This is a genomic window from Arthrobacter silvisoli (genome assembly GCF_003369445.1).
In the GTDB taxonomy this organism is placed as follows: domain Bacteria; phylum Actinomycetota; class Actinomycetes; order Actinomycetales; family Micrococcaceae; genus Arthrobacter; species Arthrobacter silvisoli.
Genome location: NZ_QRCU01000014.1, coordinates 103,226 through 126,245, shown reverse-complemented (window position 1 = coordinate 126,245; position 23,020 = coordinate 103,226). Strand labels below are relative to the sequence as shown.

Genomic DNA, 23,020 nt, shown 5'->3' with positions numbered 1-23,020 from the left:
CACCGTTCGGGGGCCTCCCGCATTTAAGCCGGCCCAACACAAACCGCGCCCCGGCCCACAGGACCGGGACACAGCCGTTTAACAACCTTCAGCGGAAGGCCGGAATGCCCGTGATGTGGTTGCCGAGGATCAGCGTGTGGACGTCGTCGGTTCCCTCATAGGTGCGCACGGACTCCAGGTTGTTCGCGTGTCGCATGGGCGGGTAGTCCAGGGTGATGCCGTTGCCGCCGAGCATGGCCCTGGCGTCCCGGCAGATCCGGATGGCTTCGCGGCAGTTGTTCAGCTTGCCGGCGGAGATCTGGTGCGGCTGCAGCTTCCCGGATTCCTTGAGGCGGCCGATCTGCACGGCCAGGAGCAGGCCCTTGTTGATTTCCAGGGCCATGTTGACCAGTTTCTCCTGCGTCAGTTGGTAGCCGGCGAGGGGTTTGTCGAACTGGAGCCGCTGCTGTGTGTAGTCGAGCGCGGCCAGGTAGCTGTCCCGCGCGGCTCCCATCGCACCCCAGATGATTCCGTAACGGGCTTCGTTGAGGCATTCGAAGGGGCCGCGCAGGCCCTTCGCTCCGGGCAGGAGGGCTGAACCGGGGAGCCTGACGTCGCGGAGTTCGATGTCGCACTGGATCGAGGCACGCATGGACAACTTGGGCCCTATCGGGGTCGCCCGGAACCCGGGGGTGTCGGTGGGAACGATGAAGCCCCGCACGCCGTCGTCAGTCATGGCCCAAATGATGGCGAGCTGCGCGATCGAGGCGAGGCCGATCCAGCGCTTGGATCCATTGACGATCCATTCATCACCCTCATGCCGGGCGAAGGTCTTCATGCTCCCCGGATCCGAACCCGCACCCGGCTCCGTGAGCCCGAAGCATCCCACCAGGTCACCGGACGCCATGCCGGGGAGCCATTGTTGCTTCTGTTCTTCGCTCCCGTGCTTGTGGATTGCGCTCATGGCGAGGGAGCCCTGCACGCTGACGAAGGTCCGCAGCCCGGAATCGCCGGCCTCAAGCTCCAAGGCAGCAAGCCCGTATTCCACCGCGCTGCGTCCCGGGCAGCCGTAACCTTTCAGGTGCATGCCGAGCAGCCCGAGCGCTCCCATTTCCGGGACGATCTCCAGCGGGAAGATTGCGTCCTCATACCAGGCGGCGATATTCGGCCGGATCCTCGCGTCGACGAACGCGCGGACCGTGTCGCGCACGGCGAGTTCGTCCGTGGTGAACAGGGAATCTATCTCCAGCAGGTCGGCCGTCACGGGCACGCCTGCTCCATTGCTTTCGGGCGTCATGCCCCAACGCTAAGCCGTCGGCGGGCGGTGGGCATTGGATGATCCGCCCGCTGCGGTCCGGAAACTGGTTAGATTGTCCAGTCCCTTCCCAGACCAACAAAGGCAGCCATGATCAGCCTTGCCCAGCTTCAGCACCGGCTCGGTGCCGAACTCAGTCCGTCAGGCAGTGCCGTCGTGCCGGGGCGCCGGATTTCCGGGGTGCACATCTCGGAGCTCGAAGACCCGACTCCCTACTTGGAAGGCGGGGAGCTGCTCCTCACCACCGGGATACCTTTCGCCGGAAGCCTGAACGGCGGTGCCGCGCGCATCCGCTCCTATGTCGGACGTTTGGTGGAGCACGACGTTTCGGCGTTGGGCCTCGGCCTGGGAGCGGGGCTCGACGCCGTCCCCGCCGCCCTGGCGGATGCATGCGGTGACGCCGGGCTTGCCCTGCTGCTGGTGCCCGCCGGCGTCCCGTTCATGAACGTCTCCCGCGCGTACTGGGACCTGGTATCCAAAGCCGGCCAGTCCGACCTCGTGGCGAGCCTGGGCACCCAGACCGCCCTGGCCCGGGCTGCCCTGCTGCCGGACGCCAACGCCTCGGTGGTCAAGGCATTGGCCCAGGCCCTGGGCGGGTGGGCTGCATACCTGCCGGCAGCCCCGGCCGGCACAGACGCAGACACGTTCTGGCCATCAGGCACATCCGGGTTAATTCCGCAGTTGCGGGAACAGACCGCCCGGCTCAACCTCGGCGCGCTGCACTCGGCCGCCACCTTCCAGGTCCACGGAAGCGACGTCGTCGTGCATCCTGTGGTGGTGGGCCGCCGCATCGCCGGGTTCCTCGCAGTCGGCGCCGGCCGGAAACTCGGCAAGGCGGACCGCCAGATCATCCAGACCGTCTGCATGCTGTTGTCCCTCAAAGCCCGGCACCAGCAGGAAGCCCACGCGGCCGGCGCGGCGCTGGATTCCGCGGTGGCCAGATTGCTGCTCGGCGGACACACGGACGCGGCGCGGATGCTGGCAGGTGACCTGTCCGTCCGCTTGCCCGACGGTCCGGTGCGGCTGCTGCTCCTGAAGGGTGCCGGGCACGACGCGGTGGCGCGGGGTCCGGCGGAGGAGGCTGCCGACGTCGTCGGCCGCTTGCGCGCGGAACATCCGGTGCCTTGGCTCCCCGCCGCCGTCCGCGGCTGCCGGCTGCGTTTCCCGGACGGGGCTGTGTCCTGTTTCATCCTGGACGCTCTTTCCGCAGACGCCATGTCCGCGGCTTCCGTCTCCGTGGATGGGGGACCGGCCGAACTGCCGGCCGTCCGCGACTTTCCGGCTCACAGCGCTGCATTGAGCCGGGTTCTGCCCCTGCACCGGTTGTCCGAAGCCTGGGATGCCCTGGTTGAAATCCTGGCGTCCCTGCAGCCCGGGACCCTCGCCGTGCCCGGCAGCGGGCACGGCGTGGATGCGCAGGTGGAGGAATGGATCGAAGCACTGCGGGGCTTTCCGCGGGCCGACCTGGTGGCGACGGTGCGCAGCTTCCTGCGGCACCGGGGCCAATGGGAAGCCGCGGCCCGGGACCTGGCAGTGCACCGCAATTCCCTGCGGCACCGGATTGCGACGGCGGCCAGGATCATCGGGGCCGACCTCGACGACCCGGATGTCGCCGCCCGCCTGTGGCTCGGCTTGCGCCGTGCCTAGTTGTCGCCGTGCCTAGTTGTCGCCGTGCCTAGTTGTCGCCGTGCCTAGTTGTCCAGTCCAGGGACGCCCGGCCCGGACAGCCACGCCCGGAGCGGAACGTCGTGTTCGCCAAGAGACGGTGGAGCCTGCGTGCGCGGAGTCAGCGGCGGCGTCCAGCTGACCGGGTGGCGGACCTGCCGCCCGACGGCGATCCCTGAGGAATCGTGCACCTCGATGGTGGGCTCCAGGCCGAGGGACTCGGCGAAACCGAGTCCCTCGTCGATCCCGGCCACCCGGCCGGCGGGCACTCCGGCCGCTGTGAGTCGTTCCTGCCAGTGCGCGGCCGGTGCCGCGGCAAGGGCCTGTTCCAGGACCATCACGAGTCCGGCGCGGTTCCGCACCCGCTGCGGATTGCCGGCGAAAGCGGGCTCGGCGGCGAGGCCGGGCAGGTCAAGGACCGCACAGAGGGCAGCAAACTGGGAGTCGTTTCCGCAGGCGACGGCCAAGGGCCCGTCGGAACATCGGAGCAGCTGGTAGGGCGCGATCGAAGGGTGGACGTTTCCCAGCCGCCCCGGCACCGTGCCAGCGCCGAGGAACGCTTGGGCCTGGTTGGCCAGGGCCCCCTGCAGGCTGGACAGCAGATTGACTTCAAGCCGGGCCCCGCGGCCGTGGACGCTGCGGGCCTGCAGTGCGGCGAGGATGCCAATGGTGGCGTCTTTGGCAGTCAGCACATCCACCACAGCGACGCCGGCCTTCATTGCTTCGCCGTCGGGCGCGCCTGTGATGCTCATGAGACCGCCCATCGCCTGGGCCACGAAGTCGTAGCCCGGCAGTCCCGCTCCGCCGCCGCTGCCGAACCCGGAAATGGAGGCGTACACGAGGGAAGGGTTCTCCGTAGACAGTTCCTTGTAGCCGAGCCCCAGCCTGGCCATGGCGCCGGGTTTGAAGTTCTCCACCAGGACGTCGGAGCGCAGGGCCAGCTCGCGGGCCAGTTCCCGCTCGGCGGGGTCGGCGAGGTCAAGGCACAGGGATTCCTTGTTACGGTTCACGCTCTCGAAGTACGTCGACCCCGTCGCCGAAAACGGTGGGCCCCAGCTCCTTGTGTCGTCGCCGCTGCCGGGCCGTTCCACTTTGATCACGCGTGCCCCAAGGTCCGCCAGGGTCATGGTGGCCAGGGGTCCGGCGAGGACCCGGGAGAAGTCGGCGACCAGGATCCCCTCCAGGGGCAGTGCCGATGGCAGGGAGGTGTCCGGCTGTTCCATGGGTCCTTCCGGTGGCGGGAGCTGATAGGGCACACCTTAGGCAGGGCTCCGGCGAGCCGTCGCGGGACGGTTCGTCCCGCCCGGGCCGGAACGTCCTGGACTCAATGCCTTACGGCGTGTCGGCCGGCCGGCGGGCGGCACCGGAGACGAAGGATGACGACGGCGGCGCGGGCCTCCCGCCGTCGTCGTGCGTTCCTGCTGTGATGCTTCCCACGGGGAGGCGCCAAAGCGCTCCCGGAATACGGGACGCCGGGAACCGTCGCCTAGAATTGCAGGAGACAAACGGGCCGGATGCGGCGGCGTGAGAACAAAATACGGATACGAGCGGCTGCGCATGCGCCAGTGGTCGGCTCATAACAGGAGGAATCCAGCATGGCTGAGCACAACGGCGGAAACCGCGGCAACTTCGGTGGCGGTCGGGGAGAGCGCGGTCCTTTCCGCGCCAACAACAACTCCGGAGGCGATCCACGTGGATTCCGTTCCCGCGACGACCGTGAAGGCGGCGCAGGCGGAAACCGTGACCGCAAGCCCTTCGGCGACCGCGACGGCAAGAAGTTCGGTGAGCGCAAGCCCTTTGATCGTGACCGTAAGCCGTTTGGTGAGCGTCCGCGCCGCGACGGTGAGGAGCGCCGCAGTTTCGGTGAGCGGGGCCAGCGTAACTTCGACCGGTGAGGAGCGCCGCAGTTTCGGTGAGCGGGGCCAGCGTAACTTCGACGGCCCGCGTCGTGAGGGTGAGGAGCGCCGCAGTTTTGGTGAGCGTCCTGCCCGTGATGGTGAGCGCCGTGGTTTCGGTGACCGTGGTGAGCGGAAGCCGTTTGATCGTGACCGGAAGCCGTTTGATCGTGACCGTAAGCCGTTTGGTGAGCGTCCGCGCCGTGAAGGTGAGGAGCGCCGTGGCTTCGGTGAGCGTCCCGCCCGGGATGGTGAGCGCCGTGGTTTCGGTGACCGCGGTGAGCGGAAGCCGTTTGCTCGTGACCGTAAGCCGTTTGGTGAGCGTCCGCGCCGCGACGGTGAGGGGCGCCGCAGTTTCGGTGAGCGTCCTGCCCGTGATGGTGAGCGCCGTGGTTTCGGTGACCGCGGTGAGCGGAAGCCGTTTGATCGTGACCGTAAGCCGTTTGGTGAGCGTCCGCGCCGTGAAGGTGAGGGGGGCCGCAGTTTCGGTGAGCGTCCTGCCCGTGATGGTGAGCGCCGTGGTTTCGGTGACCGCGGTGAGCGGAAGCCGTTTGATCGTGACCGGAAGCCGTTTGGTGAGCGTCCGCGCCGTGAAGGTGAGGAGCGCCGTGGCTTCGGTGACCGTGACCGCAAGTTCGGCGACCGCCCTGGACGCGGCCCCCGTTCCTTCGACGGTCCCCGCGACGAGCGCCCCGCCCGCGTTCCCAACGCCGCGGACCTGCGTAGCGCCAACCGCCCCGACCGTGACCGCTCGCCGGAAATCGACGACGACGTCACGGGCCAGGAACTCGACCGCGCCACCAAGAACCAGATCAAGACCCTCGAAAGCACCAACGCGAGCTGGGTCGCCAAGCACCTGGTGATGGCCGGCCGCCTCATGGACATCGACCCCGAACTGTCCTTCCAGCATGCCCTGGCTGCCAGCCGCCGCGGCGGCCGCTTGGCCGTCGTCCGCGAAGCCGTGGGCCTCACCGCTTACGCGGCCGGCCACTACGGCGAAGCTCTGCGGGAGTTCCGCACCTATCGCCGGATCAGCGGATCGAACGTTCACCTGCCCGTCATGGCCGACTGTGAGCGTGGCCTTGGCCGCCCGGACCGCGCCCTCGATGTTGTCCGCTCCCCGGAAGCCCAGGACCTCGACGCCCCGGGCAAGGTGGAACTGGCCATTGTCGCATCCGGCGCCCGCGCCGACCTTGGCCAGCTGGACGCGGCCGTCGCCGAGCTCGAGATCCCGCAGCTGGACATCAACCGCGCCTTCTCCTACAGCCCGCGACTGTTCCGCGCCTACGCCGAAGCGCTGACCGCTGCCGGCCGTGCGGAGGAAGCCGTCCGCTGGCAGCGCCAGGCAGTCGTAGCCGAAGACGCCCTGGGCGTCGGCCAGTTCGAGGAACCGGACATCATCGACCTCGGCGAAGACGACGAAGAAGAGACGGTCAAGCCGCGCTTCCGCCGCGACGAGCCCGCCGCTGGTGAAGCCCAGGCCGGCGAGGAAGAGGGAGCCTTCAGCGAGGCAAGCGTCCGCGAAGCAGACGGCACGGAAGGCGACGACGTGGACCTCGACGACGTCGAATCCGACTACTTCGAGTCCGACGACGCCGAATCGGACCGCGACTCGGTGGAAGAAGACGTCCTCGAAGGAGAAGGAACCGAGGACGAAGGAACTGATGACGCCGGAACCGAAGACGTCGGGGAATCCGTGGAAGGCAAGCATAATGACTGAGGCCTCCCTGCTCTCGGCCTTCGACTCCGTTCTCTCCGACCTGGACGGCGTGGTGTACGCCGGACCGCACGCCATCCCCGGTGCTGTGGAGTCCCTGTCCAGGCTCGAGGACGCCGGGGTCGGCCTCGGCTACGTGACCAACAACGCCTCCCGCACCCCGGCCCAGGTGGCCGCGCACCTGCGTGAACTCGGCGCCCCCGCCGAGGACCACCAGGTGGTGAGCTCGTCCCAGGCCGCGGCCGTGCTCCTGTCCGAACTGCTGGCGCCCGGTGCGCACGTGCTGATCACCGGCAGCGCCGCGCTGGCCCACGAGATCGAACTGGTCGGACTCGTCCCCGTCCACGACGCAGCCGGGGAACCGGTGGCCGTCGTGCAGGGCTTCAATCCGGAAATCGGCTGGAAGCAGCTTGCCGAAGCCTCCTATGTGGTGGCCGGCGGAGCACTGTGGGTGGCCACCAACACGGACATGTCCATTCCCCAGGCCCGTGGCATGGCCCCCGGCAACGGCACCTTGGTGGCCGCTGTCTCGGCGGCCACCGGCCAGACCCCGCGCGTCGCCGGCAAGCCCGAAGCGCCGCTCTTCCACGCGGCCGCCAAGCGGCTGGGCTCCGAGCGTCCGCTCGTCGTCGGTGACCGCCTCGACACCGACATCCTGGGCGGCAACCGGGCGGGATTCGCGACGGCGGCGGTGCTTACCGGCGTCGACACCCGCGAGTCGATCCTCGCCGCGCGCAGCCTGGAACGCCCCGGCTACCTGATTCCCGACCTCACCGCCCTTTATGAGCCCTACCCCGCGATCAGCGAGGACGGCGGCCTCTTCCGCTGCGGCAGCTCCACGGCGTCCGTCCAGGACGGCACCGTCACGGTCAGCGGCCCGGAAGATGACCTGGACTCCTGGCGTGCGGCCTGCGCCGCGTGGTGGGCGGCCACTCCCGACGCCGCCGAAGCCACGGCTCCGCGTGTGGAGTGGATCGAAAACTAGACTGCTGGCATGACTGACGTGAACGGACGCGGTGACGGCGTGCGCTGGCCCGAGGCGCCCGAGGACGGCGGCGATCCCTTGGTGGACGCCGTCACGGCAGGGCTGGCCGACATTCCGGCAGCGCCTGTGGAGGAACACCTGGCGCGGTACACCCAGATCCACGACGCCCTGCTGGCCGCCTTGGACAGTGAAGACACGCCGGCGCCGAAGAAAGCTGAACCGGAAAGCTGAGAATGGCACGTCTTGACCAGGAACTCGTCAGCCGCGGGCTGGCAAGGTCCCGCACCCACGCAGCCAAGCTCATCGCCGACGGCAAAGTCAGCTCCGGCGGCGCGGTGCTGCTCAAGGCGTCCCTGCAATGCGCCGTAGACACCGCCCTCGAAGTCCAGGCCCATGCGGAGGATGCCTACGTCAGCCGCGCCGGCCACAAGCTTGCCGGCGCCCTCGATGCCTTCCCGGAGGTGTCGGCCAGGGGCAAGCGCTGCCTGGACGCAGGGGCCTCCACGGGCGGCTTCACCGATGTCCTCCTGAAGCGCGGCGCCGCGCAGGTGGTGGCCGTCGACGTCGGGCACGGCCAGCTGGTGCCGGTGCTGCGGGAGGATCCGCGCGTCGTCGTCCACGAGGGGCTCAACGTCCGTTACATGGAACCCGCGCAGATCGGCGGCGCAGCTGCCCTGACCGTGGCAGACCTGTCCTTCATCTCCTTGACCCTGGTGCTCGAGCCGCTGGCCGCCTGCACCGACCCCGGGGGAGACCTGCTGCTGATGGTCAAGCCGCAATTCGAAGTCGGCAAGGAACGGCTCTCCCGTACGGGTGTGGTGTCCTCCCCGGATGAACGACGCCGGGCGGTGGCCGGTGTGGCCCGCGCGGCACTGGCTGCCGGGCTGGACTTGTGCGGTCTGGCGGAGAGCCCGCTGCCCGGCCAGGACGGAAATGTGGAGTACTTCCTGTGGATGAAGCGCAGGATGTCGCCGCTCCTGCCTAAGATCGAAGAGCGCGACGGTCACGTCGATGCATTGTTGGCGAAGATCTGGACCTGAGAACAGGCCACGAGCGGAACGGAAACCCATGAGCAGGCGCGTACTGGTCCTTGCCCACACCGGGCGGGAAGAATCCCTCCGCGCAGCCTGGGATGCCTGCGACGCCCTGCATTCCTCCGGCCTGGTGCCGGTGATGCAGAAGTCCGAACTGGCGGATGTGGAGCGCTTCTTCGGCCACGTGGACAAACCCATCGAGATCCTGCACGAAGACGTCCGCCTCGAGGACGTGGAACTCGTCATGGTCCTGGGCGGCGATGGCACCATCCTGCGCGCCGCGGAACTGGTCCGCGAGGTGGACCTGCCCATGCTCGGCGTGAACCTGGGGCACGTGGGCTTCCTCGCCGAAAGCGAACGGGCGGACCTCACCCAGACCGTGGACTGGATCGCCAGCCGTGAGTACACGGTCGAAGAGCGCATGACCATCGACGTCCAGGTGTGGGTGCGCGGCCAGAAGATCTGGCACACCTGGGCCCTCAACGAAGCCGCGATCGAAAAGGCCGACCGCGAACGCATGGTCGAAGTGGTCACGGAAGTGGATGAACGTCCGTTGACTTCGTTCGGCTGCGACGGCGTGGTACTTGCCACCCCTACCGGCTCCACGGCCTACGCGTTCTCCTCGGGCGGGCCCGTGGTGTGGCCCGAAGTCGAAGCCCTGGTGATCGTGCCGATCAGCGCCCACGCGCTCTTCACCAAGCCGCTGGTGGTCTCCCCGCGCTCCAAGCTCGCCGTGGAAATCCTCAACCGCACCGACGCCAAGGGCGTGCTCTGGTGCGATGGCCGGCGCTCCGTGGACCTGCCGCCCGGCGCCCGGGTGGAGGTCACCCGCTCCACGCGGCCAGTACGCCTGGCCCGCACCCACCAGACGCCTTTCTCGGCCCGCCTGGTGCGCAAGTTCGAACTTCCCATCCACGGCTGGCGCGGCCCTGTGCCGCGCTCGGCCGAAATCCACACCGGCCCCGTCCCGGTGGTCCGCACGCCGATCCCCACACCGTTGCCCGGCCCCCACGATCCCGGGTATGGCCGGGAGGACGCCGCGTGGGAGGAAAGCCCGGGGCCCGGCAACGAAGCCACGAAGGAGAGCTGATCCATGATCGAGGAACTGCGCATCCGCGACCTCGGCGTTATCACCGACGCCACCTTGCCGCTCGGCCCGGGGCTGAGCGTCGTCACCGGCGAAACCGGTGCCGGCAAGACCATGGTGGTCACGGCCGTCGGGCTGCTGCTGGGCTCGCGTTCCGACGCCGGCGCCGTCCGGACCGGGGCGAAGTCCGCCTCCGCGGAAGCCCTGCTGAGCCTGGATCCCGGGCACACCGCCGTCGAACGCGCCCTGGAAGCGGGCGGCGAGGCCGAAGAGTTCGACGGCGGCGCGCAGCTCCTGTTGGCCCGCACCGTCGGTGCGGACGGCCGCAGCCGGGCGTTCGTGGGCGGCCGCTCCGCCCCGGTGGGGGTCCTCGCAGAGCTCGGCGAGAGCCTTGTAGTGGTGCACGGCCAGTCGGACCAGATCCGGCTCAAGGGTGTCACGGCGCAGCGGAACGCCCTGGACCGTTTTGCCGGGGCCGAACTCGGCGGGATCCTGGGCGGGTACCAGGAACTCTACGCGCGCTGGAAATCGGACCAGGCCGAGCTGGACACCCTCCGGAGCGAGGCCCGGGAACGGCTGCGCGAGGCCGAGTCGCTGCAGGGGGCGCTGGAGGAAATCGACGACGTGGATCCCCAGCCCGGCGAAGACGAATCCCTCAAGGGCGAAGCCGTGAAACTGGCCAACGTGGAGGAGTTGCGGATCGCCGCAGCCGCCGCCCACGAAGCCCTGATCGCCGAAGATTTCGGCGACAGCGGGGACGCCACCACCTTGGTGGACGCCGCCAAGCGCCAGCTGGAACAGGTGGCCGAACACGACGAAGCACTCGGTGCGGCCGCGTCCCGGCTCGCCGAGGTGGGCTTCCTGCTCAACGACATTGCCGCGGAGCTCTCCAGCTACCAGGCATCCCTCGATTCCGAAGGCCCGGAACGGCTGGCCGAGATCGAGGAACGCCGGGCCGTGCTGGCCAAGCTCATCCGCAAATACGCCCCCAGCATCGACGAGGTCCTGGAATGGGCTGCCACGGCACGGTCCCGCCTGGACGAACTGCAGGACGATTCCACCCGCATCGAAGCCCTGGAAGCCGCAGTCACGTCCGCCGAAGCGGAGCTGCGCAAGCAGGCAGCCCGGATCAGCAAGGCCCGCACCAAGGCGGCCAAGGGACTTTCCACGCGCGTCAGCGCCGAACTGACAGCCCTTGCGATGGCCGACGCCACCCTCGTGATCGAGGTCCAGGACAGCGGAGAGCTTTCCGCGCATGGCCAGGATGACGTCGCATTCCTCCTGCAGCCGCATTCGGGCGCGCCCGCGCGGCCGCTCGGCAAGGGCGCCTCGGGCGGTGAACTGTCCCGGGTGATGCTGGCCATCGAGGTGGTCCTCGCCGCGGTGGACCCGGTCCCCACCTTCGTCTTCGACGAGGTCGATGCCGGCGTGGGCGGCAAGGCCGCCGTCGAGATCGGCCGCCGGCTCGCGATGCTGGCCCGCCACGTGCAGGTCCTGGTGGTCACCCACCTGCCGCAGGTGGCGGCCTTCGCCAACCAGCACATCCGTGTGACCAAGACCTCGGTGCGGGGCACGGACGGCAAGACGTCCACCGGATTCACCTCCAGTGACGTGCAGCTGCTGGACGAGGACGAACGCGTCCGGGAGCTGGCGAGGATGCTGGCCGGGCAGGAGGATTCCGAGTCTGCCCGCGCCCACGCCCAGGAACTGCTCGACGACGCCAAGCTTTTGCCGCAGCCCGCGTAGCCTCCGCGGGCCTTCCCGACACGCCCGGAACGGTAATTCCCGCGGGCAGGCTCTTGCCCGCGGGAGCCACGGCGGGAGAGCATGGATCGTTTGGCGAAACAAGCGGCGGAACCCTTGGAGGCGCAATTGATGATAAGCTCGAATTCCGTGGTGCAGCGATCTAATTCCCGTGTAAATTCCCGGTTCCCGGGCTCGTCCAAGACGACCAAACACATCTTTGTCACCGGCGGTGTGGCGTCCTCGCTCGGAAAGGGACTGACAGCCTCCAGCCTCGGTCACCTGCTGCGGGCACGCGGTCTGTCTGTAACTATGCAGAAGCTCGATCCCTATCTGAACGTGGATCCGGGCACGATGAACCCCTTCCAGCACGGCGAAGTCTTCGTCACCGACGACGGCGCCGAGACCGACCTCGACATCGGACACTACGAGCGCTTCCTCGACGAAAACCTTGAAGGCTCGGCCAACGTCACAACCGGCCAGATCTACTCGACCGTCATCGCCAAGGAACGCCGCGGCGAGTACCTCGGCGACACCGTGCAGGTCATCCCGCACATCACCGATGAGATCAAGCGCCGCATGCGCCTGCCCGCCGAAGGCAAGAACGCCCCGGACGTCATCATCACCGAAATCGGCGGCACCGTCGGCGACATCGAATCCCAGCCCTTCCTGGAATCTGCACGCCAGGTCCGCCAGGACATCGGCCGCAACAACGCCTTCTTCCTGCACGTTTCGCTGGTGCCGTACATCGGCCCGTCCCAGGAACTGAAGACCAAGCCCACCCAGCACTCCGTCGCAGCCCTGCGCTCCATCGGCATCCAGCCCGAGGCGATCGTGATCCGTTCGGACCGCGAAGTCCCGGACGCGATGCGCGAGAAGATCGGCCGCATGTGCGATGTCGATGTGGACGCAGTGATCAACGCGGCCGACGCCCCGAGCATCTACGACATCCCCAAGACCCTGCACGCCCAGGGCCTGGACTCGTACATCGTGCGTGCCCTGGACCTGCCGTTCAAGGACGTCGACTGGAGCAAGTGGGACAAGCTGCTCGAAGCGGTCCACAACCCCAAGCACGAGGTCGAGATTGCCCTGGTGGGCAAGTACATCGACCTGCCCGACGCCTACCTCTCGGTGACCGAAGCCCTGCGTGCCGGCGGTTTCGCCAACGAAGCCAAGGTCAAGATCCGCTGGGTCCCCTCCGACGAGTGCGAAACCCTCGAAGGCGCCCAGAAGTCCCTGGCCGGCGTGGACGCCATCTGCGTCCCGGGCGGCTTCGGCATCCGCGGCCTTGAAGGCAAGCTCGGCGCCCTCAAGTTCGCCCGCGAAACCCAGCTCCCGGTCCTGGGCCTGTGCCTGGGCCTGCAGTGCATGGTGATCGAGTACGCCCGCAACGTGGTCGGCCTGGAAGGTGCTTCCTCCTCCGAGTTCGAACCGGATTCGAAGTACCCGGTCATCGCCACCATGGAAGAGCAGCTGGACATCGTGGAGGGCAAGGGCGATCTCGGCGGCACCATGCGCCTGGGCCTCTACGAAGCCAAGCTGGACGAAGGCTCCGTCGTCGCCGAAACCTACGGCGCCACCGCGGTCAGCGAACGCCACCGCCACCGCTATGAGGTGAACAACAAGTACCGCGACCAGATCGCCGCAGCCGGCCTGGTGTTCTCCGGCACCTCTCCGGACGGCAAGCTGGTGGAGTTCGTCGAACTGCCCCGCGAAGTACACCCGTACTACGTGGCCACGCAGGCGCACCCCGAGCTCAGCTCCCGCCCGACCCGCCCGCACCCGCTGTTCGCGGGCCTGGTGAAGGCAGCCCTGGACCGCCGCACCGGCGCCGCAGAGGTTCCTGCGGCCAAGACGGCGGGCAAAGTAGCAGCAGCAGCAAAGTAGTTCATTCAGCACCCGCAAAGGACGGCGCGATGCCCGGTAGTTCCGAATCTTCCAGCAGTTCCCGGCAGTTTTCGGATACACCGAGCCCGCGCCGTCTTTTGTCGTCCAGCAAGGTCTATGAGGGCCGGATCTGGGACGTCGTCAGTGACGCCTTCGAACTTGCCGAGGACAGCGGCACCCTGGTCCGCGACTACATCGACCACCCGGGCGCCGTGGCCGTCCTGCCCATGAACGACGACGGCGACATCCTGCTGCTCAAGCAGTACCGGCACCCGGTGGGCATGGACCTGTGGGAGATTCCCGCGGGTCTGCTGGACATCGAGGGGGAGGACTTCGTCGTCGGCGCGGCGCGGGAACTGGCGGAGGAAGCCGATTTGCAGGCGGGGGAGTGGAACGTCCTGGCGGACTTCTTCAACTCGCCCGGTTCCTCCAGCGAAGCGATCCGGATCTACCTGGCCCGCGGCCTGTCGGACGTCCCGGAGGCCGAGCGCCACCTCCGCACGGACGAGGAAGCCGAAATCGAACTGGCCTGGGTCTCTCTGGACGACGCCGTTGCCGCCGTCCTGGAAGGCCGGCTGCACAACCCCTCGGCCGTCGTCGGCATCCTCGCGGCAGCGGCCGCACGCGCCCGCGGCTTCAGCGGACTGCGGCCCGGCAATGCGCCCTGGCCGGCCCACCCCAGCCAGCGCTGACCATGCAGCCGGGGGAAGACACCCGCGCGGCCACCGCCGTCGACCGGGCCGTCAGCGACTACCTGCAGCACCTGGGGGTCGAGCGCGGCCTGGCCAGCAACACACTCTCCGCCTACCGGCGCGACCTTTCCCGCTACGCCAACTTCCTCGCTGCCGCCGGGGTCGACACGCCCGGCAAGGTCTCCCGGCACGACGTCACCGCGTTCGTGCAGGCGCTCTCTGATGGTTCCGACGGAGCCGCCGCCCTCGGCGTGCGCTCAGCTGCGCGGACCGTGGTTGCCGTGCGCGGCCTCCACAAGTTCTGGGCCCTGGAAGGAACCACGACGGCGGACCCCGCCAGCGATGTCCACCCGCCGATGCCCGGCAAGCGGCTGCCCAAGGCCATCAGCGTGGACGAGGTCACCCGGATCCTCGAAGCAGCCGGCACGGACACCCCCACGGGGTTGCGCGACCGCGCCCTGCTCGAATTCCTCTACTCCACCGGTGCCCGCATCAGCGAAGCAGTAGGGCTGGACGTCGACGACGTATCCCTCGAGACCGACTCCGCCGGGCAGGATTCCGGCGGCCCCCCGATCGTCCGGCTGTTCGGCAAGGGCTCCAAGGAGCGGCTGGTGCCGCTGGGCTCCTATGGGGCACGCGCCATCGGGGCCTATTTGGTGCGTGGCCGCCCGCTGCTCGCCGCCAAGGGCAAGGGCACTCCCGCCCTCTTCCTGAACGCGCGCGGCGGCCGCATCAGCAGGCAGAGCGCGTGGACCATCCTGAAAACCGCGGCAGACAAAGCGAACATCACCAAGGACGTCTCCCCGCACACCCTTCGGCATTCCTTCGCCACCCATCTGCTGGAGGGCGGCGCAGACGTCCGGGTGGTCCAGGAACTCCTCGGCCACGCCTCAGTGACCACCACCCAGGTGTACACGCTGGTCACAGCCGACACCCTTCGCGAAGTGTACGCCGCAGCGCACCCCCGCGCGCTGGGCTAGGAAATTCTTCGCTGAAAATTCCTCCAAGCGATGTAAGAAACCGCTGCTCCCGGGACACTAAGTCTTTAAAATCGAAGCCATCAAGTCCGGGGGGATCAGCAAAATGTTGGCTGCCAGGGAGCACGAGTTCATCGCTCTGCATTCTCAGCACTTCACCCGCGTCTACCACTACATCGCGTACCGCATCAACGACCGGGCGCGGGCGGAGGAGCTCGCCGCGGACGTCTTCCGCATCGTCTGGGAAAAACGGCTCGAGGAACCGCCGGGCATTGGCTGGCTGATCGCCACCGCCAGGAACGTGCTGGGCAACGAGTACAAAGGCAGGCGCCGCCGCGAACAGCTCATCGAACGGCTGGCGGAGGAAGCCCGCACCCAAGGCGAAGCGGCAGACGATGGCCTGCGCGCCGCCGTCGCCGAGGTCCTGACGCGGCTGAACGACCGCGACCGCGAAGTGCTCATGCTCAGCTACTGGGACGAACTCAGCACCGCCGAACTGGCCGAAAGCCTCGAATGTTCACCCTCGGCTGCGGCCGTCCGCCTGCACCGCGCCCGGAAGGCCTTCGCGAAAGCCGCCCCCACACACCTCATGACAGAACGGAAGGGCTAGCCATGGACCGCATCGAGCAACTCATGAAGGACGCCAAGCCGCGCGTCGGTGAACCGGACACCACGCCGGGAATCGACTCTGCCCGTTCAATCGTGTTCTCCACCGACCCGAACGTCGTCTCCCTGGCCGGGCGGAAGCCCCCGCGGCGCACTGTCCTGCGCGCCACTGCGGCCGGCTTGGTCGCCGCCGCAGCCGTTGCGGCCGCGGTCGTCGTCGGCGCAAACCTGATGCCGCAGCAGCCACCTGCTCCGGCGAATACGGGAACCCCGTCGGTTTCGGCCAGCCCGGCTCCGACCGCCACGCCCAGCCCCACGGCAACCCAGCCGGCCGGCCTGAGCACCAATGGCGTGGCCTGCGCGCCTGCCAACATCGACCTGCGCCGCAGCACCCAGGACCCCGCGATCGAAGCGATCCCCGCGGCGGAACAGAAGTACTACAAGGTGCTGGGATGCGCGGACGGCTGGCTCGCCTACGAGCTCTCCGCGGAAGGTGCCCGGGTCATCGGGGGCGACGGCGGCGATGCCTGGTACAACATCGCCAAGCTGCAGGACAACAAGCGCTTCCTCACGGACTTCCAGCAGCCATGGTCCAGCGTCTCCAGCTGGAAGTTCCTGGCCTTGAACAACGACGTCTCGCAGAACGGCCAGTACCTCACGCCGCAGCAGGCCATGGACAAGGAATTCGCGGACAAGGGCATCCCGGTGGGGATCCGGCCGCAACTGGTGGGTGACGGGCCGGTGGCAGCAACGGACGGCGTCTCTTTGCCCAACGGGTACGTCAGTCCGGACGGCCGCGTGAGCTTCAGCTACCCGGCCCATTGGACCGTGCAGCCCAAGGAAAGCAGCACCCCCGGGGCGGTGAACCTGGCGGTGCACGACTCCTCCGGCAAGAAGGTCGCAGAATTGGCGTACGGAAACAAGGACAGCAGCCTTGGCGGCTCCTGCACCCCGGCTGTCCCGTACATCGTGCTGGACTATGCCGAGGTACCGCTGCCCTACAACAAAGAGTTCCCCAACAGCGTCACTCCGCGCTTTGCCTACCGGGTCATGGAATCCGGCGGAAAGGTCCTTGCCTCCTACGGATTGACCAGCACCATCGGAGGGGCGGACGGCAAGGCCTGCCTGATCTACAACGTGGTCAACGGGCCGAAGGAATCGCCCATCTACATGTTCGCCAGCGGCGTCCAGATGCGCCCGGACCTCACGGGTGCCGAAGCCGCGGCACAGGGCGTGCTGGTCTTCAACAGCATGGCCGAGGCCATCGAGTACCGCAACAGCGAGGAATACCGGCAGGCCAAGGCCATGATGACCTCGCTGACGGTGGCGGATAAGAACGTCGACTAGCCGGATCCGCCGCGGCGATAGGCTACCGGCGATAGGGTGGGGGCATGGAATTCGCCGCCGTCACCCTTTGCTTCCTGGTCCGGGACCTGCCCGACGGCGGCCGGGAGGTCCTGCTCGGACAGAAGAAGACAGGATTCGGGGCAGGCAAGGTGGTGGGCCTGGGCGGGCACGTCGAGCCGGGCGAAAGCGACGCGGAAGCCGCCTGCCGGGAGGTCTTCGAAGAGTCCGGGGTGACCGTCCGTGAAACAGATCTGGTGGACGCCGGCACAGTCCGGTTCGTGTTCCCCTCGCGCCCGGACTGGAACATGCGCACCCGGCTGTTCGTGGCCACGCGGTGGGACGGGAAACCGCAGGAAAGCGCCGAAATCGCGCCGGAGTGGTTCGCGGCGCATGCCCTCCCCGTCGACCGTATGTGGCAGGACGCGGAACACTGGCTGCCCATGGCGCTTGGCGGCAGGATCCTGGACATCGACGTCGTCCTCAACGACGACAACACCACGGTCAGCCACGTGACACACCGCTGACTGAAGACCCCGGACAGCCCGGCGGGCCGGCCACCATCAGGTGGCCGGCCCGCCGTCGTGCACTGCTGCGTGGGTCTACGTAAGGTGCCGCTCGTCCACGCCGTTGTATTCGCTCAGCGGACGGATCAGGGAGTTGGCCGTGAGCTGTTCCATGACGTGGGCGGTCCAGCCGGTGATGCGGCTGGCCACGAACAGGGGCGTGAACGTGTGGGTGTCGAAGCCCATCAGGTGGTACGTAGGCCCGGCCGGGTAGTCAAGGTTCGGCTTGATGCCCTTGGCTTCGTCCATGGCCTGCTCCAGGCCGTTGTAGAGGCCCAGCAGTTCGGGCCGGCCGTAGTGGGCGATCATCTTGTCCAGGGCGGCCTTCATGGTGGGCACCCGGGAATCGCCGTGCTTGTAGACCCGGTGGCCGAAACCCATCACCTTCTTCTTCTGCGCCAAGGCGTCTTGCATCCAGGCCTTCGCCCGGGCCGCGGCCTCCTCCATGGACTCTTCGCTGCGGATGCCGATCTCATCGAAGGTGTGCATCACGGCCTCGTTCGCGCCGCCGTGCAGCGGTCCCTTGAGGGCGCCGATGGCGGCCGTGACGGCAGAGTGCAGGTCGGACAGTGTGGAGGTGACCACGCGGGCGGTGAAGGTGGAGGCGTTGAAGGAGTGCTCGGCGTACAGGATCATCGAGACGTTGAAGGCCTCCACCACCTCGTCCACAGGGTCTTCGCCGAAGGCCATCCAGAGGAAGTTCGCCGAGTAGCCCAGGTCCTCGCGCGGTTCCACCACGTCCTGTCCGCGGCGGCGGCGCTGGTCGTAGGCGACGATCGCCGGCATCGCGGCCCAGAGGTCGATGGCCTTCTTCATGTTGGCCTCCGGGGAAGAGTCCTCGGCCAGGGGATGCCGGGCGCCCATCACGGAGGCGGCCGTGCGGCACACATCCATCGGGTGCGATTCCAGCGGCAAGGTGTCCACCACCTGCTTCACCACGGGGTCCAGCGCACGGCCGGCGCGCTCGCGGGCAGTGAACTCTGCGAGCTGTTCCGGCGTCGGAAGTTCGCCGTTCCACAGCAGGTAGGCGACTTCTTCGAAGCTGCACCGGGCGGCGAGCTCCTGAACGGGGTAGCCGCGGTACAGCAGCGAGTTGGTGTCCGGGTTGACCTTGGAAATCGCGGTGTAGTCCACGACGACTCCGGCCAGCCCCTTTTTGATGTCTTCAGCAGCCATGCCGAACTCCTTCGTTCATCTCTGGCAGGGCACCGGCTGTTGCGCGGTCCCTGCGTGCCCTTCATGGATCCGGTTACCGGCCGGTGCCGGGAACCTGGAAGTTGAATACGCCGGTGTCGAAGCGGTTGTAGGCTTCGTAGTCCACCAGCTCGTAGAGCCGGGCGCGGGTGAGCATGTTCCCTACCTCTGCCTGCTGCGTCCCTGTCGCCTTGATCGTTTCCAGCGTACGCTCTGCAGCCCCCATGGCAATGCGCAGCAGCGTGACAGGGTAGATCACCATGTTCACGCCGACGTCCTGGAGCTGTTCCACCGTGAACAGCTCGCTCTTGCCGAACTCGGTCATGTTGGCCAGGATCGGCACCTCCACGGCGTCGCGGATCGCCTGGAACTCCTCCAGGGTGGCCATCGCCTCCGGGAAGATCGCGTCGGCGCCGGCTTCCACGAGGGCCTGTGCGCGTTCCTTCGCTGCCTCCACGCCTTCCACGGCGCGAATGTCCGTGCGGGCCATGATGAGGAAGTCCGGGTCCCGGCGGGCGTCCGCGGCGGCACGGATGCGCTTGGCTGCGGTGTCGATGTCCACAACGTTCTTGCCGTCAAGGTGGCCGCAGCGCTTCGGGTTGAACTGGTCTTCGATGTGGCAGCCGGCCAGGCCGGCATTTTCCAGTTCCTGCACGGTGCGGGCCACGTTCATGGGCTCGCCGAACCCGGTATCCGCGTCCACCAGGCAGGGCAGCTCGGTCATCCGGGCAATCTGCCCGGCCCGTTGCGCGACTTCCGTGAGCGTGGTCAGGCCGATGTCCGGCAGGCCGAGGTCGTTGGCCAGCACTGCCCCGGAGATGTAGACGCCGGGGAAGCCCTTCTCTTCGATCAGCCGGGCCGAGAGAGGGTTGAAGGCCCCGGGGAACTGCAGGATCTCTTCGGCGGCCAGCATGTCCCGCAGCCTGCGCCGCTTCTGCTCCGGCGTGGTGGTGGAGTACAGCATTTAGAACAGTCCCTTGGGCGCGTTGGAGAGGTCGATCACGCCGGGGGCGGCGGTGATGTTGAGCTGGTCCAGTTCGCCCGCGGCCAGTTCGGGGAGGCGTTCGACGGCGGCCAGGAAGCGGTCGATTTCAGCCTCCTCCACTAGCCCGGCGGCCAGGGTGCGGAACTTGTTGACGTACTGCTCCCGGGCGAAGGGCCGGGCGCCGAGCGGGTGGGCGTCCGCGACGGCGATCTCGTCGGCAATCACGGTGCCGTCGGTGAGGGTGATTTCCACGGAGCCGCCGAAGGCCTTCTCGGCAATGTCCAGGGAGTGGTAGCGGCGGGTCCATTCCGGATCTTCCACCGTGGTGACCTTGCGCCACAGCTCCACGGTGTCCGGCCGGCCGGCACGTTCGGGGGTGTAGGAGTCCACGTGGTGCCAGGCACCGTCCTGCAGTGCCACGGCGAAGATGTACGGGATGGAGTGGTCCAGGGTCTCGCGTGAAGCGGTGGGGTCGTACTTCTGGGGATCGTTGGCGCCGGAACCGATCACGTAGTGCGTGTGGTGGCTGGTCTTGATCAGCACCGAGGCCACGTTCGCCGGGTCCGTGGCTTCGGGGTGCTCCTTGTTCAGCTTCCGGGCCAGGTCGATCCAGGCCTGCGCCTGGTACTCGGCGGAGTGCTCCTTGGTATAGGTGTCCAGGATGGCGCGCTTGGCTTCGCCCTGCTCCGGCAGGGGTACCTCGTAGGAGGCGTCCGGGCCGTCCAGCATCCAGGCGATCACACCGTCTTCGCCTTCGTAGATCGGTACGGGGGAGGTCTGCCCGCGCATGGCACGGTCCGCGGCCTCCACTGCCATCTTGCCGGCGAACGCGGGCGCGTGGGCCTTCCAGGTGGAGATTTCGCCCTTGCGGGACTGCCGGGTGGCGGTGGTGGTGTGCAGGGCCTGACCCACGGACTGGAAGATGGTCTCCACGTCCAGGCCGAGCAGGGTGCCGATGCCCGCGGCGGCGGACGGGCCGAGGTGGGCCACGTGGTCGATCTTGTGCTTGTGCAGGCAGATGGCCTTGACCAGGTTCACCTGGATTTCGTAGCCGGTGGCGATGCCCCGGACCAGGTCCGCGCCGGAGGCGCCCACGTGCTGGGCCACGGCCAGGATCGGCGGGATGTTGTCGCCCGGGTGCGAATAGTCCGCGGCCAGGAAGGTGTCATGGTAGTCCAGCTCACGCACGGCCACCCCGTTGGCCCAGGCAGCCCACTCTGGGGAGACCTGCTCCGTGATGCCGAACACGCCAGCGCCCTTGCCTCCCGTGCTCGGGCCGTGCGTCAGGGCCTGGGCCCGGGCCGCGACGATCGGCGCCCTGTTCAGCGACGCGACGGCCACCGAGGCGTTGTCGATGATCCGGTTGATGATCATCTCCGTGACGTCGGGGGCCACCTCGACGGGGTCGGCGGCGACGACGGCGATCTTGTGGGCAAGCTGCTCCTCGTGGGGGAGGTTCTCTTCGCTCTTGTAGACACGGACGTGGTGGCTCTTGACCAAGGTGGCTCCTTCAGGATGTGTGGCTGGCCTTGACGTGGGACAGGCTTCGGTGCAGGTGCAGGATGGTGGCGGCTTCGGCGAGTTTCGCGTTCCCGCCGGCAATGGCTTCGGCGATCGCCGCATGTTCGGCCGCCGCGGCACCCAGCCGGGCGGCGTCGTCGGCGGCCAGGCGCCTGACCCGGGCCAGGTGCACGCGCAGGCTGCGCATGGCCTGGGCCAGGTAGGAATTGGAGATGGCTGCGTCGATGGCGTCGTCCAGCCTCGCCACCAGCGCGTAGTAGTCGTGGCGGGCCGGATCGTCGCCTTCGAGGAGCGCGGGAGCTTCGAGCAGTTCGGCGTGCAGTTGCTCGAAGACGCTGCGCTCGCCGCGTTCGGCGGCCAGTGCCGCCGCCCGCGCCTCAAGGGTTTCGCGCAGTTCGAACAGTTCGTCGATGTCCTCGAGCGAGATGGCGGTGACGACGACGCCGCGCCCGCCGGCCGCCGTCGTCAGGCCTTCCGCGGTGAGCCGGCCGAGCGCCTCCCGGACCGGGGTGCGCGAGACGCCGAGGCGTTCGGACAGCTCCACCTCGCCCAGGACCGTTCCGGGGGCGAGGCGCCATTCGAGGATGTCCTCGCGGAGGGCCGCGTAGGCCTTGTCGCTGGCTCGCATGGCGTCAGTGTATACACAGGGGGCCTTAAAGTGCCAGTGTTCGCCAGAACTGGGCCGTCAATGTATACACAACGAGGGCCTAGGGTCGTGCGAGGTAGTAGGCGTTGAAGGGATCGCCTTCCAGTTCCTGCACCGTGATGTCCGCGAATCCGGCCTCCCGCAGCATGCTGACGGCCAGTTGCCGGCCCCAGGCTGTTCCCAGGCCGGCGCCGTCCTGGCCCAGGGACACGGCCATGCAGTGGAAAGTGGAAATCGCGTAGAGGAAGCTTCCCCATGGAAGGGCGGTGTTCTCGTCGAGCCGGCTGGAGGCGTTGATGTCGACCATGAGGAAGGTGCCGCCCGGTGTGAGGGCCGCACGGATATTGCGCAGGACGCGCGCCGGATCGGCTTGGTCATGGATGGCGTCGAAGGCCGTGATGAAGTCGAAACGTTGCTTCTCCTCCAGGGTCGCCACATCCTGGAGTTCGAAACGGACGTTGGAGAGCCCGCGCTGCCCGGCCTCGGCCGTGGCGGCTTCCAGCGCTTCGGCGGAGAAGTCGTAGCCGATGAAGCCGCTCGCCGGGTAGGCCGCCGCCAGGAGGTTCAGCGCGCGGCCTTCGCCGCAGCCGATGTCGGCCACCGAAATCCCTGTGCGCAGTGACCCGGCCTGCCCGCTCAGGGGAATGATGGCCTCGAGGAGTGCGGAATCATTCACCACGGCGCTGTTGGCGGCCATGACGTGGTGGAAGCCGGGGTAGTCGTCGTAGTCCGGGCCACCGCCATCGCGGAAGGCGCGCTCGATCTTCGGGGCCACCTGGGCCAGCAGCGGGAGGTACTGGATGGTCGGGGCGAGGTTCTCTGGTCCGGTGCCGCTGAGGACCGGCCGGTACTCGTCGCGCAAGACGTAGCTGCCGTCGTCGGGCTCATAGCGGACGAAACCGGCCGTGACCATGCCGCCGAGCCACTCGCGGACATAGCGTTCGTTGAGTCCGGCAGCGTCGGCGATGAGGGTGCTGCTGGCCGCGGGAAGCTTCGCGAGGGTGTCGAAGAGCCCTGTCTGGCAGCCCAGCCCGGTCAACAAGGCGATGGCGCCGTCATTCAGGATGTCCAGCAACCTGGCGCTTGCAGCGTCGACGGCGGCAGTGCCTTCAGTTTCACGGGCGGGCGCCCGGCCCTGCAGGAAGTTCGTGGTGCCCATCGCTGGTCCCGTCCTCTCGTTCC

The 23,020-nt window shown here is 68.0% G+C and carries 21 protein-coding genes; 14 read left to right on the top strand and 7 right to left on the bottom strand.

All coding sequences use genetic code 11. The annotated features are described in order from the left end of the window. Positions 1 to 88: 88 nt before the first annotated feature. Entirely contained in the window at positions 89 to 1,276 is a 1,188-nt protein-coding gene (locus tag DWV11_RS02620; RefSeq protein WP_115787345.1) for an acyl-CoA dehydrogenase family protein, read from the bottom strand. A gap of 108 nt (positions 1,277 to 1,384) precedes the next feature. On the opposite strand from DWV11_RS02620, the gene DWV11_RS02615 reads away from it, so the two are divergent. Further along, the gene (locus DWV11_RS02615) at positions 1,385 to 2,941 is read left to right on the top strand and encodes a PucR family transcriptional regulator (protein ID WP_115787344.1); all 1,557 of its coding nucleotides are present in this window, start codon (positions 1,385 to 1,387) and stop codon (positions 2,939 to 2,941) included. A gap of 44 nt (positions 2,942 to 2,985) precedes the next feature. Here the strand turns inward: DWV11_RS02615 and DWV11_RS02610 are convergent, their stop codons facing one another. Further along, complete coding sequence (locus DWV11_RS02610) at positions 2,986 to 4,182, bottom strand: CaiB/BaiF CoA transferase family protein (RefSeq protein WP_115787343.1); 1,197 nt, start codon at positions 4,180 to 4,182, stop codon at positions 2,986 to 2,988. A 372-nt stretch (positions 4,183 to 4,554) separates the two neighbouring features. Between DWV11_RS02610 and DWV11_RS20220 the strand changes: the two genes are divergently transcribed. The 13 genes from DWV11_RS20220 (at position 4,555) to DWV11_RS02550 (ending at position 17,453) form a co-directional block, all read left to right on the top strand. Beyond that, on the top strand, positions 4,555 to 4,854 hold the full coding sequence (locus tag DWV11_RS20220; RefSeq protein ID WP_210725648.1) for a hypothetical protein: 300 nt from the start codon (positions 4,555 to 4,557) through the stop codon (positions 4,852 to 4,854). Further along, on the top strand, positions 4,823 to 6,574 hold the full coding sequence (locus tag DWV11_RS20310) for a hypothetical protein (protein ID WP_245953405.1): 1,752 nt from the start codon (positions 4,823 to 4,825) through the stop codon (positions 6,572 to 6,574). Before DWV11_RS20220 ends, DWV11_RS20310 begins: the two co-directional genes overlap by 32 nt. Next, positions 6,567 to 7,556, top strand: a complete 990-nt coding sequence (locus tag DWV11_RS02600) for an HAD-IIA family hydrolase (protein ID WP_115787342.1) — start codon at positions 6,567 to 6,569, stop codon at positions 7,554 to 7,556. Before DWV11_RS20310 ends, DWV11_RS02600 begins: the two co-directional genes overlap by 8 nt. A 9-nt stretch (positions 7,557 to 7,565) precedes the next feature. Continuing rightward, positions 7,566 to 7,787, top strand: a complete 222-nt coding sequence (locus tag DWV11_RS02595) for a hypothetical protein (protein WP_115787341.1) — start codon at positions 7,566 to 7,568, stop codon at positions 7,785 to 7,787. 2 nt (positions 7,788 to 7,789) lie between these two features. Beyond that, positions 7,790 to 8,596 carry a TlyA family RNA methyltransferase gene (locus DWV11_RS02590; RefSeq protein ID WP_115787340.1) on the top strand — a complete coding sequence of 269 codons (807 nt, stop codon included), beginning with the start codon at positions 7,790 to 7,792 and terminating at the stop codon, positions 8,594 to 8,596. 28 nt (positions 8,597 to 8,624) lie between these two features. Beyond that, positions 8,625 to 9,680 (top strand): NAD kinase, encoded by a 1,056-nt coding sequence (locus DWV11_RS02585; RefSeq protein ID WP_115787339.1) that lies wholly within the window; start codon positions 8,625 to 8,627, stop codon positions 9,678 to 9,680. 3 nt (positions 9,681 to 9,683) lie between these two features. Continuing rightward, a complete protein-coding gene (gene recN, locus DWV11_RS02580) occupies positions 9,684 to 11,423 on the top strand; it encodes a DNA repair protein RecN (RefSeq protein WP_115787338.1) in 1,740 nt (579 codons plus the stop codon). Positions 11,424 to 11,552: 129 nt separating this feature from the next. Then, positions 11,553 to 13,307, top strand: coding sequence for a CTP synthase (locus DWV11_RS02575; RefSeq protein WP_115787337.1), 1,755 nt, complete (start codon positions 11,553 to 11,555; stop codon positions 13,305 to 13,307). 29 nt (positions 13,308 to 13,336) lie between these two features. Beyond that, a complete protein-coding gene (locus DWV11_RS02570; RefSeq protein WP_115787336.1) occupies positions 13,337 to 13,999 on the top strand; it encodes an NUDIX domain-containing protein in 663 nt (220 codons plus the stop codon). Positions 14,000 to 14,001: 2 nt separating this feature from the next. Further along, positions 14,002 to 14,979 carry a site-specific tyrosine recombinase XerD gene (xerD, locus tag DWV11_RS02565; RefSeq protein ID WP_115787335.1) on the top strand — a complete coding sequence of 326 codons (978 nt, stop codon included), beginning with the start codon at positions 14,002 to 14,004 and terminating at the stop codon, positions 14,977 to 14,979. A gap of 103 nt (positions 14,980 to 15,082) precedes the next feature. Then, positions 15,083 to 15,586, top strand: a complete 504-nt coding sequence (locus DWV11_RS02560; RefSeq protein ID WP_115787334.1) for an RNA polymerase sigma factor — start codon at positions 15,083 to 15,085, stop codon at positions 15,584 to 15,586. A gap of 2 nt (positions 15,587 to 15,588) precedes the next feature. Further along, complete coding sequence (locus tag DWV11_RS02555) at positions 15,589 to 16,929, top strand: hypothetical protein (protein WP_115787333.1); 1,341 nt, start codon at positions 15,589 to 15,591, stop codon at positions 16,927 to 16,929. Positions 16,930 to 16,973: 44 nt separating this feature from the next. Next, positions 16,974 to 17,453, top strand: coding sequence for an 8-oxo-dGTP diphosphatase (locus DWV11_RS02550; RefSeq protein ID WP_115787332.1), 480 nt, complete (start codon positions 16,974 to 16,976; stop codon positions 17,451 to 17,453). Between the two features lie 75 nt (positions 17,454 to 17,528). Here DWV11_RS02550 and DWV11_RS02545 read toward each other — a convergent pair whose 3' ends face one another. From DWV11_RS02545 to DWV11_RS02525, 5 genes are all read right to left on the bottom strand, one after another. Next, positions 17,529 to 18,668 (bottom strand): bifunctional 2-methylcitrate synthase/citrate synthase, encoded by a 1,140-nt coding sequence (locus DWV11_RS02545; protein ID WP_115787331.1) that lies wholly within the window; start codon positions 18,666 to 18,668, stop codon positions 17,529 to 17,531. Positions 18,669 to 18,741: 73 nt separating this feature from the next. Next, entirely contained in the window at positions 18,742 to 19,650 is a 909-nt protein-coding gene (gene prpB / locus DWV11_RS02540; RefSeq protein WP_115787330.1) for a methylisocitrate lyase, read from the bottom strand. Beyond that, positions 19,651 to 21,171: an MmgE/PrpD family protein gene (locus tag DWV11_RS02535; RefSeq protein WP_168404520.1), complete on the bottom strand. Its 1,521-nt coding sequence runs from the start codon at positions 21,169 to 21,171 to the stop codon at positions 19,651 to 19,653. Between the two features lie 10 nt (positions 21,172 to 21,181). After that, a complete protein-coding gene (locus DWV11_RS02530) occupies positions 21,182 to 21,820 on the bottom strand; it encodes a GntR family transcriptional regulator (RefSeq protein ID WP_115787328.1) in 639 nt (212 codons plus the stop codon). 79 nt (positions 21,821 to 21,899) lie between these two features. Beyond that, positions 21,900 to 22,997, bottom strand: a complete 1,098-nt coding sequence (locus tag DWV11_RS02525; protein WP_115787327.1) for a class I SAM-dependent methyltransferase — start codon at positions 22,995 to 22,997, stop codon at positions 21,900 to 21,902. Positions 22,998 to 23,020: the final 23 nt, after the last annotated feature.

What these genes read in the sequence shown, in the direction of transcription:
- DWV11_RS02530 (WP_115787328.1), bottom strand. Translation starts at nt 21,820, where the DNA reads ATGCGAGCCAGCGACAAGGCCTACGCGGCCCTCCGCGAGGACATCCTC.
- prpB (WP_115787330.1), bottom strand. Translation starts at nt 19,650, where the DNA reads ATGCTGTACTCCACCACCACGCCGGAGCAGAAGCGGCGCAGGCTGCGG.
- DWV11_RS02595 (WP_115787341.1), top strand. Translation starts at nt 7,566, where the DNA reads ATGACTGACGTGAACGGACGCGGTGACGGCGTGCGCTGGCCCGAGGCG.
- DWV11_RS02570 (WP_115787336.1), top strand. Translation starts at nt 13,337, where the DNA reads ATGCCCGGTAGTTCCGAATCTTCCAGCAGTTCCCGGCAGTTTTCGGAT.
- DWV11_RS02615 (WP_115787344.1), top strand. Translation starts at nt 1,385, where the DNA reads ATGATCAGCCTTGCCCAGCTTCAGCACCGGCTCGGTGCCGAACTCAGT.
- DWV11_RS02585 (WP_115787339.1), top strand. Translation starts at nt 8,625, where the DNA reads ATGAGCAGGCGCGTACTGGTCCTTGCCCACACCGGGCGGGAAGAATCC.
- DWV11_RS20220 (WP_210725648.1), top strand. Translation starts at nt 4,555, where the DNA reads ATGGCTGAGCACAACGGCGGAAACCGCGGCAACTTCGGTGGCGGTCGG.
- DWV11_RS02620 (WP_115787345.1), bottom strand. Translation starts at nt 1,276, where the DNA reads ATGACGCCCGAAAGCAATGGAGCAGGCGTGCCCGTGACGGCCGACCTG.
- recN (WP_115787338.1), top strand. Translation starts at nt 9,684, where the DNA reads ATGATCGAGGAACTGCGCATCCGCGACCTCGGCGTTATCACCGACGCC.
- DWV11_RS02575 (WP_115787337.1), top strand. Translation starts at nt 11,553, where the DNA reads ATGATAAGCTCGAATTCCGTGGTGCAGCGATCTAATTCCCGTGTAAAT.
- DWV11_RS02600 (WP_115787342.1), top strand. Translation starts at nt 6,567, where the DNA reads ATGACTGAGGCCTCCCTGCTCTCGGCCTTCGACTCCGTTCTCTCCGAC.
- DWV11_RS02610 (WP_115787343.1), bottom strand. Translation starts at nt 4,182, where the DNA reads ATGGAACAGCCGGACACCTCCCTGCCATCGGCACTGCCCCTGGAGGGG.
- DWV11_RS02525 (WP_115787327.1), bottom strand. Translation starts at nt 22,997, where the DNA reads ATGGGCACCACGAACTTCCTGCAGGGCCGGGCGCCCGCCCGTGAAACT.
- DWV11_RS02560 (WP_115787334.1), top strand. Translation starts at nt 15,083, where the DNA reads ATGTTGGCTGCCAGGGAGCACGAGTTCATCGCTCTGCATTCTCAGCAC.
- xerD (WP_115787335.1), top strand. Translation starts at nt 14,002, where the DNA reads ATGCAGCCGGGGGAAGACACCCGCGCGGCCACCGCCGTCGACCGGGCC.
- DWV11_RS02555 (WP_115787333.1), top strand. Translation starts at nt 15,589, where the DNA reads ATGGACCGCATCGAGCAACTCATGAAGGACGCCAAGCCGCGCGTCGGT.
- DWV11_RS02545 (WP_115787331.1), bottom strand. Translation starts at nt 18,668, where the DNA reads ATGGCTGCTGAAGACATCAAAAAGGGGCTGGCCGGAGTCGTCGTGGAC.
- DWV11_RS02590 (WP_115787340.1), top strand. Translation starts at nt 7,790, where the DNA reads ATGGCACGTCTTGACCAGGAACTCGTCAGCCGCGGGCTGGCAAGGTCC.
- DWV11_RS02550 (WP_115787332.1), top strand. Translation starts at nt 16,974, where the DNA reads ATGGAATTCGCCGCCGTCACCCTTTGCTTCCTGGTCCGGGACCTGCCC.